Raw genomic sequence first — 17118 nt, forward strand, 5'->3', positions numbered from 1 at the left:
CTTTGAATAGACAAAAAGTCCGCCCTGCCCTACCCATTGCGCCTACCAACGGCCGATATAGCAAGTTAGCACCTTGAAACTTAACAAAATTAAAACATTATCCTTATCGGGCTGCCTGTGTTGGATAAAGGCTACCTGAAAATTTCAGGTAGCCTCTTCCTGCATCAATCTTCATATCCGTTCGGGTTGCCGCTTTGCCAGCGCCAGGAGTCGCGCATCATATCGGCCAGGCTGCGCTCGGCATGCCAGCCCAATTCGGCGGCGGCACGGGTGGGGTCGGCGTAGCATTCGGCGATGTCGCCCGCGCGGCGGGGTTTGACGGCATAGGGGATTTTTTTGCCCGAGGCGGCTTCGAAGGCGCGGACGATTTCCAGCACGGACGAGCCTTTGCCGGTGCCGAGGTTGTAGATGTGAACGCCTGCTTCGCGGCTTTTTTTATCGAGGGCGGCCACGTGGCCGAGCGCCAGATCGACAACGTGGATGTAGTCGCGCACGCCGGTGCCGTCGGGAGTGGGGTAGTCGTCGCCGAACACGGAAAGCTCGGCCAGTTTGCCCGCGGCCACTTGGCAAACGTAGGGCAGCAGGTTGTTCGGAATGCCGTTGGGCTGCTCGCCGATGCGGCCGCTGGGATGCGCGCCGATGGGGTTGAAATAGCGCAGCAGAATCACGCTCCAAGCAGAGTCGGCGGTGTGAAGGTCGGCCATCATGCGCTCCATCATCTGCTTGGACGCGCCATAGGGATTGGTGGCTTCGCCGAGGGGGGCGGTTTCGGTAATCGGCACGGTGTCCGGGTCGCCGTACACGGTGGCGGAGGAGCTGAACACGATGCTTTTCACGCCCGCGCGCTGCATTTCTTCCAGCAGGATGAGGCTACCTGAAACGTTGTTGCTGTAATACTCCAGCGGTTTTTTCACGCTCTCGCCCACGGCTTTGAGGGCGGCGAAGTGGATGACGGATTGGATGGGGTGTTCGGCAAAAATGCGGCGCAACAATTCGCGGTCGCGGATGTCGCCCTGATAAAAGGCGGGGGTGTGGCCGGTGATTTCGGCGATGCGGCCGATAACTTGGGGCGAGGCGTTGCAAAGGTTGTCGATAATCACAGGGGTGTGCCCGGCTTGAATGAGCTCGACCACGGTGTGCGAACCGATAAAGCCGGCGCCGCCGGTAACGAGGATGGTGGACATGGGGTTTCCTTTTTGTTCAGAAGGTATTTTGGCTTCACAAAAGCCTGCCACATTGGTTTTCAGGTAGCCTTTGACCTGGCAAGAGGCTACCTGAAAATTATCTCGCGCCGAAGCCGGTTATGATTGTTTTCAGGGTTTTAAACAGAATCAGCACGTCCAGCGCGAAGGAGAAGTGCTTGATGTAGTAGAAATCGTGCTCGATTTTCACTTGGGTTTCGTCTGTGTTGCCCGCGTAGCCCTGCATCACCTGCGCCCAGCCGGAGAGGCCGGGACGCACGATGTGGCGGTAGCCGTAGAACGGGATGCTTTGCTCAAACTGCTGCACAAAGGCCTTTTGCTCGGGGCGCGGGCCGATGAGTGCCATGTCGCCTTTAATAATGTTCCAAAACTGCGGCAGTTCGTCCAGTCGGGTTTTGCGGATGAAGCGGCCGGTACGGGTAACGCGCGTGTCGCCTTCCTGCGCCAGTTGCGCACCGTGTTTTTCCGAATCGCACACCATGCTGCGGAATTTATAAATTTTAAACTCGCGCCCGCCGCGGCCTACGCGGTTTTGCACAAACAGCACCGGCCCCGGGCTTTCCAGCCGGATGGCCAGCGCAGTGGCCAGCATCAGCGGCAGGGTGAACGGCAGGCTGGCCACCACCATCAAGGCTTCCAGCGCCTGCTTAATCGCCATATAGGCCGGGCTGGGCAGCAGCGAGCCCAAATCGTTTTCATACATATGCCGGATTTTCACCCGGCCGGTGAGCGATTCTTCCACCTGGCGGATGTTGTAAACCGCAATGCCGCGCAAGGTGCAATCGGCTAGGAAACGCTGCCAGTCCGCCCCCAAATCGGGCGCATGCAGATTGGTCACCACCGTATTCACGCGCCCGGTTTCAGGTAGCCTCGGCTCGGCAAGCTCGTGCCAGCGGATATTGGATAGCTGCGGCAAATCGCGCATGCCTTCCACATCAATATAGTACAGATGGCGGATGTGCCGCTTTTCCAGCCAGGTTTCAGCAAACAGATACAACACCGTGAGCGCAAACCCGGCGGCCAGGTAATACACCGAATACGGCAGGCGCAACATGGCGGCAAACACCAGCGGCAGCCCCAGCCCGATGGCCGCCACCGGAATCACCGACAGCTTGGAACGCTCGCCGGGGAAACGCGTCAGGTTGCGGCTCAAGGCGTAGGAGAGCAGCAGGCCGGCCAAGAGCAAGATGTAGCTGGAAAGATTGGTGGCCGTGGGATGAGTCCACTCGCGCGGCGGCCAAAACCACCACGCCGGAGCAATCAGAATCACCAAAGCGGCGGCGACAAAGCGCAGAATCATTTTTATCGTTTTCATTATTTCCGTTATTTCTCGTTTGGCAGTTGGGTCGATCCCACAGGCTACCTGAAATTATTTCCGCAACAACACCCGATACACCCACTGCCGCGCCCCGTTCGGCAGCAGCCGCACCGGCAATCGCAACAGCACGTTTTTCGCCCACTGCGCCGTGCTCAAAAAGCCCGCGCGGTAGAAGCGCCGCTGCATGTCCAGCTCGTTTTTCGCATACGCCCAGCCGCCGCGCCGCCGATACATTTCATCGCCCGCGCGCGCATACACCAGCACTTCGGGCAGGTTGGCGAAGCGGCAGCCGTTCAGCAGCATGCGCACCCACAAATCGTAATCCTCATACAGCGGCGCGTGCTGATAATTGCCCGCCGCGAGCACGGCCGATTTGCGGTAGCACACCGTCATGTGGTTGATGGGATTGCGGCTTTTGGCAAAGCGGGCAATTTCCCCGTGTTCGCAGGGCACGCGGCGGCTGTGCGCGGCATCGGCCGGCGTGTGTTCAAACTCGTCAATCTGGCTGCCGCACACGCCAAGCTCTGAGTGCGCCGCCACAAAAGCCAGCTGCCGCGCGAAACGCTCGGGGTGGCAGATATCGTCTGTGTCCATGCGGCACACCCATTCGTGCGCACATTCCTGCAAACCGGTATTCAGCGCCCGCCCCAGCCCCACGTTTTGCGGCAGCCGCACAATCTTCAGCGGCAGGCTGGTTGAAAAGCTTGCCACAACGGCTTCCAAGCTTTCAGGTAGCCCGCCGTCATACACCAGCACGATTTCGTTTGGCGGCAGGGTTTGCGCGGCCAAACTGGCCAAACATTGGCGCAGATATTCCGGCTGCTCGCGCGCATACAGCGACATCAACACGGAAAACGGCGGCGTGCTTTCCACCGAAAGGCTACCTGAAAACCGGTTTTGCGCTGGCGCCATCATGACGCTACTCCTTCTGTCTCGTCTAAAAAACGCAGCGCGGTATCGTCGTCCACCTTGCGCGCCAGCCAGTTTGGGCTGTGGCGCAAGGCTTGCAATTCAGCCAAAGTCAGCATATCGGGGTGGTTGCTGCCCGGGGCGAAACGGATGTGGCGGCGGTTGCTTGGGTACAACGTGATGCCCGCCGTTTCAGGTAGCCTTTTTGCCAGATATTGGAAGAAATGCTCATCCGGGCAAAGCTTTTTGCGGAAAAAGGCGCAGGCTTGTTCGTCTGCCGCGTTTAGCAGGGCTGCCAAGGCCGTACGGTCGGCAGAAAACCATTGGCTGCCGGCATAGGCCGTTTGCACGGCGGGCAGGATTTTATCGGCTGCCTGAAACGCTTTGGTGAGCAGCTTGCCGGGCAGGCGGCGCTGCCAGGCGGTGTCGGCGTGCGGCGTGTTGAAACGCACTCGGTAGCGCAGGCGCGGCTCGGCATGGCATTCCAGCAACAGGCTGCCGCGCGGCAATGCGGCAAATTCGCGCTCGATTTGCTCGGGGGTGTTCAGCAACACGCAGTTGCCGCTCACGAGGTGCACAAAGCGGATGCCTGTATCGGCCAGCGCGGCACGCATCAGGCGCAGCGTGGCTTCCACCATGCTGAAGCCCGCCCAGCGGATGTTGACGCGCTGCAGAATCAGGCGCGCATTCGGCGGCAGGGGCGGCAACGCGCCGATATCCGCCTTGGCATCGTAGTGCAGTAGCAGGCGGATTTCGGGGTGGCGCTCGGCCAGCCTCAGCCAATACAGCGGCGGGCGGTGGCACAAAATTAAAAAGGCGCTGCTCATAACGCTAAACAGTTATCGTGAAACTCACTCAATATCGATAATCGGAATGCCCAACTGCGCCATCACTTGATAAATCTGCTCCGCACCGGGTGTGTGAAAGGCGGCTTCTGCGGGGCGCACGGCATACACGGCAGTGCGTGGGAAGGCGTATACATTCAGCGCAGCGGTGCTGACGAGGTGATACACCTCGAAGCGGGTATCCGGCTCGCGGCGCAGGCTCTCCAATAGATAGTCTTCAAAAATCAGCGGGCTGGCAATGTATTCGGCGCCCGATACGCGGTAGGTTTCGCGCGGGTGCGGGAAATATTCGCCAATCTCAAAACGGCGCAGCAGGCTTTCGGCCAGCGCGGCGTTATCTGCCGTATTGGGCAGCAACGGCTGGCCGAGCAGGATGCGGCGGGTGCGGACGGGCGGGTTTGCGGCAGCCACGTCGGCCGTATTTTTTTCAGGTAGCCTTTCGTTTAAGCCACACTCATCCACTGCCCCATTTTCGCTTCTCAGCACCTCTCTGCCTTCGCTTTGGCGAAGCCCACCTTGCCCGCTTTCAGGTAGCCCTTGCCCGGCTATCGCCCACAAATCCAGCAGCACGGTGGGCGCGGCAATATTGGGCTGGCCGGGATAGAGCGTGTGGTGCCGACGCGAGAGGCGGCGCAGGTCTTCGGTTTGCAGGCGGATGCCACGCAGGCGGTTCATCAGCTGCCGCTGCCGGTTGCTGCTGTTGCGGTAGAGCACGCTGCCGGGAATCAGGTTGCCCGTGCCGTCGTCGAAGGTTTCCAGCGCGGCAAAGCGGATGCGGTTCAGCACATATTGCACGTTCGGATTATCGATACTGGCGGCAAAGGCGGTGGCGTATTCTTTATCCAGTCCGCGCAGCAGGCGGGGCAAGCCCAGCTCGCGCCGCCATTTGCTTTGCGGAATCAGGGCATATTCGGCATGGCGGCTGCCCGCAGAGGCTACCTGAAAATAATGCCGAAACTTGGCATTATCCGCATCTTCGTAGCACAGCATCAGCAAATCGAACGGCTCTGCGCGCTGCGCCATCAGCCGCTGCGCCATCAAGGCCTGCAGGGGCGTGAGGCAGATGATTAAATTCGCCAAATCAGCCATACGGTTTCACCTGCCGGAACAATATCGGGAAAATCAGCGCGTTGCCCGCAATCATCGCCAGCGGCACCCATTGGATGCCCACCCGCGCGGTGAGCAGCAACACCAGCAGATAGCCGCCCGCCGAGAGCAGCGAAGTGAGCGCGATGCGCTGGTTTTGCGCGTGGTAAAACAAATAATTCACCTGCAAATAATAGGGCACGGTCAAACCGAAACCCAGCAAAAACAGGCAAATATAGTAATGCACCCCCGTATACTGCGCCCCGAGCAGCCACAGAAACAGCCGCTCCGGCATCAGCCAGGCCACCACTGCCGGCAGCGGCGCGGCCAAGAGCGAAAGCAGCGCCCAGCGGCGCACCGTGGCCGCCGTAATTTTGCCGCTGCGCAAGGCTTGGTAGTAATACGGCACGGTGGCTTTGTTCAGCGCCATCAGCAACACGCCCAGCACGCTGGCGGTTTGATAACCCGCCGAATACACGCCCAGCGTGGCGGCGGAATAGCCCTGATAAATCACCACGCGGTCGAACTGCCCTTTCACATAATTGCCCGCATGGTGAATCACCAAAGGCAGGCCGAGCACGAAAATATAGCGCAAAGCCTGCAGCACCCGCCGCCGGTTGAAGCCCAGCCGCTGCCCGGCAGTACGCCGATAAAGCAGATAGGCCGCCAGCGACACCAGCGCATTACCGGCAAACAGCGCCAAGAATCGCCGCTCCACCGGATAATCCGCACTCATTTCCAGCAGCCATACCGTGAGCACGGTGGTGAACAGGCTGCTGCCGAACTGAATGGCCGTATAGGCCAAGGCCTGTTTGCGGCATTGGCGCAGGCTCAGTTGCGTAGCCAGCACGGTTTGTGCTGCTGCTGCACACACCACCGCCGCCAGCGCCAGCGAATGCAGCTGCCACGCCGCCAACAAGCCGATAAGCGCGGCAAAAGCGGTATACAGCGCGCCGGCATACACCACGCTGTGCAGATTGCGCTGGCCGTATACATAGTAATACCGCGTCACCGCGCCATCCTGGCTCATACCGAAGCCGATGAGCAGCAGCGAAAATGCCGCCTGATAATACGACAGCTCGCCAAACCCCGCCGTGCCCAGCTTGCGCGTGAGATAGGGCAGCAGCAGGAAAGGCATGGCCTTGGCCAGCATTTCGCCGACTAGGTAGATGAGGCTGTCTTTTAGAATCTTCATATAGGAACTTTTCAGGTAGCCTCTAACACTGCCGTAAGGCTACCTGAAACTTTAAGCTTCTTATAAAATTTTGAGCACATAAAATTCTTTTCAACATTAAATTAAATCAGTATATTATGCGCTTTTTTAAGGAGAAAGCTAGGTTTCAGGTAGCCTTCGCTATTCACTCCCTCTTCACCTTTGCGCCTCATGCCGGCGCAGGCACTTTCTTTTCTTTGCTTCGCCAAAGAAAAGAAAGCAAAAGAAAGGCGACTGCGGGCACAGGTTTGGCTTCGCCAAACTTCCCTCTCTCCGCACGGTTTTTCGGGCGGGCTCGCCACTTGCGGCTACGCCGCTTCAAACATGCAAGCCCTTATTTCCCGAAAAACCGCGCTCCATTCGGCTGCACCAGCAGAACAGGCACAACCTCAACCGTTTTCTCCCCATATTTTGCGTTTGATTTCGCAAAAAGCGAATTCCCAGCTTCGTTGGTACTCATGTTTTCAGGTAGCCTCAAACACCGCCGTAAGGCTACCTGAAACTTTTTCTACTCTTCCACGCAATCCCAACCAGTGGCCGTATTGGCCGCCACATCGCGGCGCAGGCGTTTGCCGATGAGCGCGTCGTAATGCTTGGGCGCCAGCCCGTAGCCGGGGCGCACGCTGCGGATGCAGTCGGCGCCGATGGTGTCGCCCACTTTCATATCCTTCACAAAATACAGCGAACGGCGAAACTGGATATTGCCCTGCTCGCTAGATTTCAAACCGTAATCGGCCTGCCCCAGTGCCTGCCAGGCGGTATGGCTGCTGCGGCACAGTTCGGCCAAATCCTGCGGTTCTAAAGAAAAACTGTCGTCCGGGCCGCCGCCGTTTCTGTCTAGCGTGAAGTGTTTTTCGATCACGCACGCACCGAGCGCCACGGCGGCGATGGCGGTGGTGTTGTCCAGCGTGTGATCGGATAAACCCACCGGCACGCCGAAGCGCTGCGCCATATCGGGCAGCGTGCGCAGGTTGTAATCCGCCGCCGGTGCGGGGTAGCCGCTCACGCAGTGCAGCAGCACCAATTCCTTGCAGCCGCCTTCGCGCGCGGCGGCCACGGCTTCGGCGATTTCTTCAGCATCGGCCATGCCGGTGGACACAATCATCGGCTTGCCGGTTTGCGCCACATAGCGGATCAGCGGCAAATCCACCGCTTCAAACGAGGCGATTTTGTAAGCCGGGGCGTTGAGGCTTTCCAGCAAATCCACCGCCGTAAAGTCAAACGGCGAACTGAAAATGGTGATGCCCTGCTCGCGGGCAAAATCAAACAGCGGCTTATGCCATTCCCAAGGCAGATGCGCTTTTTGATACAGCTCGTGCAGCGTTTGCCCGTCCCACAGGCCGCCTTTGATTTGAAACTCGGGCGCGTTGCTGCGCAGCGTGATGGTGTCGGCGGTGTAGGTTTGGATTTTGACGGCATCGGCACCGGCAGCCTTGGCCTGTTCTATGATGTTGAAGGCGGTTTGCAGGCTGCCGTTATGGTTGGCCGACATCTCGGCAATGATATAGGGCGGGTGGGCAGCGCCGATGGGGCGGCCGTTGATTTGGAATGTGGGTTTCATGGGTGGTTTCGGTTTCAGGTAGCCTGTTATGGGGAGGCTGCCGTTTTAGCGTTTAATACAAAAAATCTTCGGCACGGAGCACAAATGATAAGGCCTGCTGCGCCTCCTGCCCGGCTGCCTTATCGGCCGGGCGGAAACCGAGCCGGCGGTGCAGGGCCAGGCTGGCGGCGTTATGCGGCAACACTTGGCCGCGCACTTCGTGCATATTCAGGCGGCAGAAAGCGTATTGTAACGCCAGCTGCCCCAATGTGCCGCCGTGGCCTTGGCCGCGCGGGCAATCGGGCGCAAGGTAGAAGCCCCATTCGCAGCGACCGCCGCCCAGGTGTTTGAAGCTGGCATAGCCCTGCGCCGTGCCGCCGGTTTCATACAGCAGCATGGTGATCCCGGGATTGGCCAGCTGGCGGGCAAACCATGCCTGATGCCCATTCCAAGCGATTTCCTCGCTATCGAACATAAAGCGGCGGATCTCGGGATGATTGCGCCACTCAAACAGGCGGCGGCAGTCGGCGGGCGCGGCGGGTCGCAGCACGGCAGGCGCGAAATCGGCCAAATTATTGGCCGCCCGCAGCATGCCGCGCCCATCGCACAGCGCGGCAGCACGGCGGCTTTGCTCTGCCCGCAGGGCAGGCGTTTCGGCCAGCAGGCTGGCCAAGCTGGCCGGCAAATCCGCCATATTGGCCACGCTCGCCACCCCGGCCTGCTGCAAGGTTTCGGCGATGCCGCGTTGGTTTTCCGCCAACACCAGCATCATGGTGGGCAATCCCAGGCAGCAGCGTTCCCACGAAGTGCTACCCGCCGCACCGATGGCCAAATCGGCTTCGGCCATCAGTTCAGCCATATTGTTTGCGCCCACCAATACGCGGCAAGGATACGGCGCGCTATCGGCAAAAGCCTGCACGGCAGCGGTGTGCGGCGCGGTTTTGCCCATCACCACGGTGATGCTGCAGGCGGCAGGCAGGCTACCTGAAAGCGCCTGCAGCACCGCCAAAGTATGGTTGTCCTTATCCACACCGCCCAAATTCACCAAAATATGCTTCAGGTAGCCTGTCTCGGCTTGGGCGGCACGGCGTTGCAGGCTTGCCTCGCGCCAGGCTGCAAATTCTTCGCGCAACAGGGCGTAGCGCGTGCCTGTGAGCAGACGGCAGGCGGGCGGCACCAAGCCGGCGTAATCGGCAGGGGTGTGGCCGAGGTTTTGATCCAGCAGCAAATCGGCGGCGTGGGGGCGGTCGGCCAAATCGTCGATCGCCATCAGGCGGCAGCCCGCAGCAGCCTTGACAGCCAGCTCCCACTCGGCGGATAAGGCATAGTGGTCGCAGATGATCCAATCCGGCGCAAAAGCTCGGATAGGCGGCAGGCAATCGGCGGCATCCTGCGCCTGCGATACCGGCAGCCAATGGGCATGGGCCAGCTGAACGCACCTTGCTGCCTGCGCTTCGTTTTTGCTGTGCAACAACTCAATGCTTTCGCTTTCAGGTAGCCTTCCGGTCTGCGGCGGCACGGGCAGCAACACCAAGCCGAAACCGGCGCGCTCGATGGTTTCGCCCAAATGGCCGGGCAGCGCACGGCAGATAAAGCGTACCTCATGGCCGCGCCGCGAAAGCTCGTGCGCCAGCGTGAGGCAGCGCATGATGTGGCCGCTGCCGATTTGGAGGGACGCGTCTGCACGGATTAAAATCTTCATCGTTTGGTCTTTAATCAAAGGCTACCTGAAAGCGAACGCAGCCTTCTGCGTAGCAAAAACACAGGCTACCTGAAAACAGGAAAACCATTATGCGCACCATCACCCACAACCCAGCCGCGCAACGCTTCGAATACACCGAACACGGCACAACCTATTATGTGTCCTACCGCGCCGAAGGCGGCATTTGGCAGCTGTTGCACACCGAAGCACCGGCCAGCCCCTACGGGCGCGGCATCGCTGCCGACATCGTCCGCACCACGCTGGAAGAAGCGCGGCGGCAGGGCGTGAAAATCCGCAGCGACTGCCCATTCGTTATCGGCTATCTCGCCTTTCATCCGGAGTTTGCCGATTTGGAAGCCTAAAGGCTACCTGAAAGCGAGTACCGTGCGCTTCTGCATAGCAAAAACGGCCGTGGCGGGCTTCTGCGCGGAAAAAGGCGTAGCTGGCTTTGCCAATCCGGCTAACCGCCCATCTCCCGCAACACCCGCCACATCATTTCCGCCCGCGCCCAATCTTCCGGCGTATCAATATCCTGCACACGATAGCGCGGCAGTTTCACGGCAGCGGCACGGCTGTTAAAAATCGGTTTTTCCGCCAGCCAAGTCTCGGCACTGCCCCAATAAAACTGCCCCGCATCGTGCCAAGCGTGCTCCAAATCCTGCGAGCGCACGGCAAAATTTTCCGGCTGAAACATCGACACACCGCCCTGCCCGTCCAACCGCAGGGCACGCTGGATAGGAAAGGGAAAATCGGTTACCGAAAAGGCATAATCGCCGCCGCTTCGGCGCAGCGTATCCAGCCCGCGTTGCAGGTCGGCAGGGCGCACAAAAGGGGCGGTGGCATACAAGCAGCAGACTTCGGGCAAGGCTGGCTGGAGGCTACCTGAACAATCCGGCTGCCCGCTTTTGCCGTGCAACAACCCGCCGCGCTCGCTTTCAGGTAGCCGCTCCGACAGCAGCGTGGCAACGGCATGACGCATCACGGCGCCGGTGGTGGCGAAATCATCCGCCAGCTCGGGCGGGCGCACAAACGGGGTTTCCGCACCATATTGCCGCGCCACGGCGGCGATTTCTTCATCATCGGTCGACACCGCCACTCGCGCAAAGCAGCCGCTCTCCAGCGCCGCTTCGACGGAATAGGCAATCATCGGCTTGCCGTTGAATGGCTTGATGTTTTTGCGCGGAATGCGTTTGCTGCCGCCGCGGGCGGGAATGATGCAGAGGGTCATTGAATCGCGGTTTCTGCCGGCCTTTGGGAAGGCGTGGCGCATACGGTTTATTAAGGCGGGGATTATAGCTGATTTGGGCAGGCCGCCGCAGCGGTTTGCGATGTGCGCAGGCAGGGATTGCGGTGGCTGCAACAGGGGTTCCGGCGGGGCTTGGCAAATATAAAATCCGCCCGTCTATCAAAAAGGCTACCTGAAACTTTTCAGGTAGCCTCAAATTTATGTGCGGCGCTTCAAATATGCCGATACACCTCGTCAAACGGCAGGCGGTAGCGGTCGCCCCAAATGCCGTGGCCTTCTTTGCGGATGCCGCAGGAAACAACCATGTTGATTTCCGCGCCGCGCGGCAGGTTTAGGATGCGTTTTACGCGGCGGCTGTCCAGCCCCTCCATCGGGCAGGTGTCGTATCCTGCTTCGGCCATGGCGAGCATAAAGGTTTGCGCCGCCAAGCCGCAGCTTTTGTGCACCACGATACGCATATCGGCTTCGGACACGTCGCACATCATCGGGCGGAACAGGCCGATGCTCCATGCCAGCATTGCACGGAACGCGCCGAGCAGGCCGAAGCAGCGGGCGTAAACAAAGGGCATGAGCTTGTTGCGGTAGCCTTCTTCCGCCTGAATGCGTTTGGCCTGTTTTTCCGGCGGGCTGTTGCGTTGGATATTGCCGCGCTCAAAATCAAGCACGGTTTGGGCACGGCTGCGGTGCAGGTCTTGGCGGGTAACGAACACCACCATCTGCGGCGCGGTGGCGGCGGCTTTCTGCCCGAGGCAGGCTTCGGTGAGCTGCTTTAACACGGCGGCATCGGTGATGTGGTAGAACTCGTAAAGCTGCATATTGGAGCTGCTGGGGGCCAGCTGGGCGAGGCGCAGGCATCGGCGCACGGTGTCGGCATCAATGGGCGCATCGCCGTAGTGGCGCACGGAGCGGCGGCGTTCGAGGGCTTGTTGCAGGGACATAGTGATTCCTTTTTCAGGTAGCCTTTGGCAAGTCGGGCGATAATGAATCCGCTATAGCAAACCAAGCTAACTTTCGCCACAGCCTTGTATCGAAAGCCCATTCGGCTTGCTATATAATCCCCGCCATTTTACGCCTCAAGGAAATCCCATGCCCAGCCCCCTACCCCGCGGCCTCTACCGCCACTACAAAGGCAAGCTCTACGAACTGCTGCACACCGCGCAGCACAGCGAAACGGAAGAGCCCCTGGCCGTGTATCGAGCGCTTTATGGCGACTACGGCGTGTGGGTGCGCCCGCTGGCGATGTTTGCGGAAGAAGTGGAAACGGCAAACGGACGCGTGGCACGGTTTGCGCTGGTGAAGGCGTTTGATTAAAGATGGCTGGCAGCCCAGCCCGCAGGCGAAACCAAACAAAGGCTACCTGAAACCGGCACTCCGGTTTTTCAGGTAGCCTTTCAATCCACACACAAATCCATGTATAGTAAATTAACAAAAATCAGGACAAGGCGACGAGCCGCAGACAGTACAGATAGTACGGCAAGACGAAGCAACGCTGTACTGGTTTTTGTTAATTCACTATACAGCACGCTACCGTCAGTCAGCTTGTAAGCGCTTTGTCGGCAGGCTTGGCATTCTTGATTTGGCGGTCGGTTAGCGGCATTGGGGTATTTTTTCGGTGGTATTTCTGAGATACCCCAAAATACACCCCCTAAATTCTGTTGCTTCAATGCAATTCGGATAGACGGCGGTAGATACCAAACAAGCCCTAAACATAGCTAGAAGCATTGCTGGGCTTGGGTCTTGTAGATTTGGATAGACGGCGTTAGACAAAAAAATAACCGCTAAAATGCGGTTAATGGTGGCCAGAGGCAGGATCGAACTGCCGACACACGGATTTTCAGTCCGTTGCTCTACCAACTGAGCTATCTGGCCGCTTTTGAAGTTTGCTATTACACCAGTTATCCACATTTTAGTCAAGCTTTTTCGGCGAAATATTCTTGCCAATTAGCAAACATATTATTTTATCAAATATTTTTTTCAAGCAGCTTTTCACTATTTATCTTCAGCCTGTTTCTGCCGCACATGGTGCATGGCCAAACTGATGGTGTCCAGTTGTTTCTGATAGCGTTGGCAGGGTGAGCAAACTAGGAGGTGCAGTCGCAGCTGCCAACGTTCCCAAAGGCTCAAGGGGCGGTCATGTTGCAGCGAAATCAATTCTGCGGCTCGTTGGCATTTCAGCATAATCGTCCCCTTCTTATCCATTTAACCAGTTGCTTTGCAGGCAGCGGCGCAGGCCGTTGCGAGCGCGGTAGAGAATGGTGTAGCAGTTGTCGGCGCTGATGCCGATTTGCTGGCAGATTTCAGCCACTTCCAACCCCATCAACTCACGTAGCATAAATACCCGCGCGGTATTGTCTGGCAGATGCTCGAGACAGTATTCCATGGTATGCATAAACTCCTGCTGCCGGATGGTATCTTCCGGGGAAGCCCATGTTTGAGGGGCGGCGCTATCCGTCCAATGGCCGCTTTCGTCAAACTGCTGCTGGCGGACGGCATCAAGAAACTGCTCGTCTTCGCTGCTCACTTGCCATTGCAGTTGGCTTTTTCGGCTGCGCAGGCTGTCTAATAGGGTGTTGCGCAAAATGGCGAATACCCACGTTTGCCATTGCGCAGCCGCCTTAAATTGCTGCCGACGGGCAAAGGCTTTCAGCATAGTGTCTTGTACCACGTCTTCCGCCCATTGGGCATCATGCAGCTGCAGGGTGGCAAAGCGCAAAAGTTTGCGTCGCAGTTCGGCGGTATCCGCTTGCTGCCAAACCTGTTCATGATTATTGGTTTCTACTTGTTCAGATTTCATCTTGCTATGGAAGGCTACCTGAAATTTTCAGGTAGCCTCATGCCGTGAATGGTCTCTTGTGATGAGACGATTTGGCTACTGCTATTCTGACATGGCAGCTGCATTTATCTACCCCACAGGATGCTTTCAAAAGGCTACCTGAAACTTTTCAGGTAGCCTTTTAACATTGCCGTGGGCGTTGTGTTAAATGCAGCCGATCTAATTATTGCTGCTTCAATATACTGCCAAATCGAAGCACGGCTACGCGATGGCCTCACTCAGTTTGGCGGCTAGCGCGGCCAGTTCGGTGTGGTCGGCCATCTTGTCTTCGTGCCGCGCCAGCTCATGCACGTGGCCGGGAATCAGGTGCATATGATAATGGAACACGCTCTGACCGGCTTCTTGGCCGTTGAGCTGCATTTGCACGATACCGTGCCGCTGTAAAACTTTGCGCTGGGCGGCAATGATTTTTTTGGCGGTGGCAAACACAGCTTGTGCATATTCTAATGGCAGATCGCTCAGCTCCACGGCCTGCGTTTTCGGCACAATCAACACATGGCCACGCGCCTGTGGCATAACGTCGAGGAAAGCGAGGACTTTTTCGTCTTCGTACACCGTATGGTTGGGGATTTCGCCGCGCAGGATTTTGGCGAAGATGTTGTTGCTATCGTATGCGGACATGTCGTTCTCCTTGATAGTCAATAAGAATTTTTCGGCTACGTTTCGGCTGATGTTTTTCAGGTAGCCTGTTAAGCAATTAGTTCAAGCCCTAAGGCTACCTGAAAACTCACACGACTTCCAGTTTGGCAAACTTGGTGTCCAGCACTTTGATGCCCTGTTTGCCGAAGTTTATGGTGAGGCGGGCGCTGTCGGCTTTGTGCTCGCCTTCGATGATTACGCCGGTACCGAATTTGGGGTGGCGCACGTTTTGGCCGATGCTAAAGCCATCATAATCCTGCTTCGCCACCGGCGCAGTCCATTCTGCCCTGCTCTGTTGAGGCCGGCTTTCGGGCACGGGAAAGCGTGGCTTGAGCACGGGAGTGAGTAAATGCAGTAAATCGGGCGGAATTTCTTCCACAAAGCGCGATACCGTGCCGAAATGGGTTTGGCCGTGCAACATCCGCTGTTGCGCCATGCTGATGTAGAGCCGCCGCCGCGCGCGGGTGATAGCCACATACATCAGCCGCCGCTCTTCCTCCAGCCCGCCATGTTCGGCCAGGCTCAATTCGCTGGGGAAACGGCCTTCTTCCATGCCGGTGATGAATACGGCGTCGAATTCCAGCCCTTTGGCCGCATGCACGGTCATCAGCTGTACGGCAGACTCATCGGCGGCGGCCTGGTTCTCGCCGGATTCGAGTGCGGCATTGCTCAAAAAGGCAAGCACGGGGAATGCGGGGCTCTCTGCAGCATCAGCGGGCAGGGTTTCAAACGTGCTGTCTTCAGGGCGGAATTCTTCAGCCGCTCGGATGAGTTCGTCCAAGTTGTCTAAGCGGTCTTGATGGTCGCCTTTTTGGTTTTGGTAATACTCATACAGGCCGCTGCTGCGTACGGCCTCGGCCACAATTTCAGGTAGCCCGACTTGGCCGATGCAGCCGCTCAGGCTCTCAATCAGGCGCACAAAGACGGCCACTTTGCCGTTTTTCACGGCTACGCGGCAGGCAGCCTGCCACAGCGGTATGCCTTCCTGCGCAGCAGCGGCTTGAATGTTTTCCACCGTACGGCTGCCAATGCCGCGTGCGGGCACGTTGATGACGCGTAACAGGGCGTTGTCGTCGTCAGGATTAACCGCCAGCCGCAAATAAGCAAGTGCGTGTTTGATCTCCTGCCGCTCATAAAAGCGCAGGCCACCATAGATTTTATAGGGCAGACCGGCACGGAACAGAGCTTGCTCTAGAATGCGCGACTGGGCATTGCTACGATAGAGCACGGCGGTTTGTACCAAATCCATGCCGTCGCGATGCAGAGCTTTGATTTCTTCTACCACGAACTCGGCCTCTTCACCGTCGGTAAAGGCGGAAAGGAAACGGATTTTTTCGCCATGCTCGGCTTCAGTGCGCAGGTTCTTGCCCAAGCGGCCGTCGTTATGGGCAATCACGGCATTGGCTGCAGCAAGGATATTGCCCACCGAACGATAGTTCTGCTCCAGCTTGATAGGGGAGGCTACCTGAAATTCACGCATGAAATCGGCCATATTGCCCACACGCGCGCCACGGAAACGGTAGATGCTCTGATCGTCATCGCCCACGGCAAATACGGCAGTATGCTGTCCAGCCAGAAGTTTGAGCCAATCGTATTGCAATTTATTGGTGTCTTGGAATTCGTCCACCAAGATGTGGTTGAAGCGGTTTTGGTAGTGCGTACGTAGGATCTCGTTACTTTGCAACACTTCATAGCTACGCAACATGAGTTCAGCAAAATCTGCTACCCCTTCCTGCCGACACAGACGATCGTATTCGGCATAGCATTCAATCAGGCGCTGCTCAAACGGATTACTGGCATGTAGCACGGCAGCACGCAAACCTGCTTCTTTTTGCGCATTGATAAAGCCTTGTAAGGCACGCGGGGCGATGATTTCTTCGGAAATGTTGAGGGCTTTGAGCAGGCGTTTGACTAGAGCAAGCTGGTCACCGCTGTCTAAAATCTGGAAGGCAGCCGGCAAACCAGCTTCTTTGTGATGCAACCGCAGAAATCGGTGGCACAGGCCATGGAACGTACCCAGCCACATGGCGCGGATATTAAGCGGCAACATGGCTTCGAGCCGGGCACGCATTTCTTTCGCAGCCTTATTAGTGAACGTAACCGCCATCACCGAATGCAGGCTGGCTTGACCACTATGCAAGAGCCAAGCGATGCGGGTGGTAAGCACTTTAGTCTTACCGCTGCCGGCACCGGCCAGTACTAAAGCCGATTGTGCCGGCCAGGCTACCGCAGAGAGTTGCTCATTGTTCAAGCTGGAAAGCAGGGAATTGTGTGGAGCTGATGTAAGCACGATCCGAAGTATTGGGGTAACAGAAGAAGCGCAGATTATATAACCAAAACCCTCATTCTCTCCTTCCAGGTTCACCCCAACTCATTTCCAGGGCAGGATAGAGGCTACCTAAAAGCTTCAGGTAGCCTCTTAGGTAACCCCCTAATCAGCAAATACTATCCTCCCTTACTTATTCCTATGCCCTTATTCCTATCCCAGTTTATCTTCGCTTTTGTTTTCGCTGTATTTTCTTTTTGTTGTTTTCCACAAAGCACAACACCCGCCATCAGGCGGGTGTCGTAAATAGGCGTTTGGC

The 17118-nt window shown here is 57.6% G+C and carries 16 protein-coding genes and 1 tRNA gene; 2 read left to right on the forward strand and 15 right to left on the reverse strand.

All coding sequences use genetic code 11. The annotated features are described in order from the left end of the window. Positions 1–164 precede the first annotated feature (164 nt). The 8 genes from galE to pseG all read right to left on the reverse strand — a co-directional run bounded on the left by galE (position 165) and on the right by pseG (position 9815). Positions 165–1184 (reverse strand): UDP-glucose 4-epimerase GalE, encoded by a 1020-nt coding sequence (gene galE / locus A7Q00_RS07030; RefSeq protein WP_064089878.1) that lies wholly within the window; start codon positions 1182–1184, stop codon positions 165–167. A 97-nt stretch (positions 1185–1281) separates the two neighbouring features. Beyond that, positions 1282–2517, reverse strand: a complete 1236-nt coding sequence (locus A7Q00_RS07035) for a sugar transferase (RefSeq protein ID WP_082887783.1) — start codon at positions 2515–2517, stop codon at positions 1282–1284. A gap of 54 nt (positions 2518–2571) precedes the next feature. After that, on the reverse strand, positions 2572–3435 hold the full coding sequence (locus tag A7Q00_RS07040) for a glycosyltransferase family 2 protein (protein ID WP_064089879.1): 864 nt from the start codon (positions 3433–3435) through the stop codon (positions 2572–2574). Beyond that, positions 3432–4256 (reverse strand): beta-1,6-N-acetylglucosaminyltransferase, encoded by an 825-nt coding sequence (locus A7Q00_RS07045; protein WP_064089880.1) that lies wholly within the window; start codon positions 4254–4256, stop codon positions 3432–3434. Before A7Q00_RS07045 ends, A7Q00_RS07040 begins: the two co-directional genes overlap by 4 nt. A gap of 24 nt (positions 4257–4280) precedes the next feature. Continuing rightward, positions 4281–5363 (reverse strand): glycosyltransferase family 52, encoded by a 1083-nt coding sequence (locus A7Q00_RS07050; protein WP_064089881.1) that lies wholly within the window; start codon positions 5361–5363, stop codon positions 4281–4283. Further along, positions 5356–6555 (reverse strand): oligosaccharide flippase family protein, encoded by a 1200-nt coding sequence (locus tag A7Q00_RS07055; protein WP_064089882.1) that lies wholly within the window; start codon positions 6553–6555, stop codon positions 5356–5358. Before A7Q00_RS07055 ends, A7Q00_RS07050 begins: the two co-directional genes overlap by 8 nt. 526 nt (positions 6556–7081) lie before the next feature. Then, on the reverse strand, positions 7082–8134 hold the full coding sequence (gene pseI, locus A7Q00_RS07060) for a pseudaminic acid synthase (RefSeq protein ID WP_064089883.1): 1053 nt from the start codon (positions 8132–8134) through the stop codon (positions 7082–7084). Between the two features lie 52 nt (positions 8135–8186). Further along, entirely contained in the window at positions 8187–9815 is a 1629-nt protein-coding gene (gene pseG, locus A7Q00_RS07065) for a UDP-2,4-diacetamido-2,4,6-trideoxy-beta-L-altropyranose hydrolase (protein ID WP_064089884.1), read from the reverse strand. Positions 9816–9904: 89 nt separating this feature from the next. On the opposite strand from pseG, the gene A7Q00_RS07070 reads away from it, so the two are divergent. Beyond that, complete coding sequence (locus A7Q00_RS07070; protein ID WP_064089885.1) at positions 9905–10177, forward strand: GNAT family N-acetyltransferase; 273 nt, start codon at positions 9905–9907, stop codon at positions 10175–10177. Between the two features lie 98 nt (positions 10178–10275). Here A7Q00_RS07070 and A7Q00_RS07075 read toward each other — a convergent pair whose 3' ends face one another. Both A7Q00_RS07075 and A7Q00_RS07080 read right to left on the reverse strand, forming a co-directional pair. Next, positions 10276–11043 carry a pseudaminic acid cytidylyltransferase gene (locus A7Q00_RS07075; RefSeq protein WP_064089886.1) on the reverse strand — a complete coding sequence of 256 codons (768 nt, stop codon included), beginning with the start codon at positions 11041–11043 and terminating at the stop codon, positions 10276–10278. Between the two features lie 230 nt (positions 11044–11273). Beyond that, positions 11274–11999, reverse strand: coding sequence for a nitroreductase family protein (locus tag A7Q00_RS07080; protein WP_064089887.1), 726 nt, complete (start codon positions 11997–11999; stop codon positions 11274–11276). A 148-nt stretch (positions 12000–12147) separates the two neighbouring features. Between A7Q00_RS07080 and A7Q00_RS07085 the strand changes: the two genes are divergently transcribed. Beyond that, positions 12148–12372, forward strand: a complete 225-nt coding sequence (locus A7Q00_RS07085) for a DUF1653 domain-containing protein (protein ID WP_064089888.1) — start codon at positions 12148–12150, stop codon at positions 12370–12372. 482 nt (positions 12373–12854) lie between these two features. Here the strand turns inward: A7Q00_RS07085 and A7Q00_RS07090 are convergent. From A7Q00_RS07090 to A7Q00_RS07110, 5 genes are all read right to left on the reverse strand, one after another. After that, positions 12855–12930 (reverse strand) — tRNA-Phe (locus tag A7Q00_RS07090). A gap of 120 nt (positions 12931–13050) precedes the next feature. Continuing rightward, positions 13051–13260: a zf-HC2 domain-containing protein gene (locus A7Q00_RS07095; RefSeq protein ID WP_342668421.1), complete on the reverse strand. Its 210-nt coding sequence runs from the start codon at positions 13258–13260 to the stop codon at positions 13051–13053. Next, positions 13253–13855, reverse strand: coding sequence for a sigma-70 family RNA polymerase sigma factor (locus tag A7Q00_RS07100; RefSeq protein WP_064089890.1), 603 nt, complete (start codon positions 13853–13855; stop codon positions 13253–13255). The genes A7Q00_RS07095 and A7Q00_RS07100 overlap by 8 nt, the downstream gene beginning before the upstream one ends. A gap of 240 nt (positions 13856–14095) precedes the next feature. Continuing rightward, positions 14096–14515 carry an HIT family protein gene (locus A7Q00_RS07105; RefSeq protein WP_064089891.1) on the reverse strand — a complete coding sequence of 140 codons (420 nt, stop codon included), beginning with the start codon at positions 14513–14515 and terminating at the stop codon, positions 14096–14098. Between the two features lie 106 nt (positions 14516–14621). Further along, a complete protein-coding gene (locus A7Q00_RS07110; RefSeq protein ID WP_483782932.1) occupies positions 14622–16823 on the reverse strand; it encodes a UvrD-helicase domain-containing protein in 2202 nt (733 codons plus the stop codon). Positions 16824–17118: the final 295 nt, after the last annotated feature.

Origin of the sequence: Eikenella halliae (genome assembly GCF_001648475.1) — a bacterium.
Classification (GTDB): Bacteria; Pseudomonadota; Gammaproteobacteria; order Burkholderiales; family Neisseriaceae; genus Eikenella; species Eikenella halliae.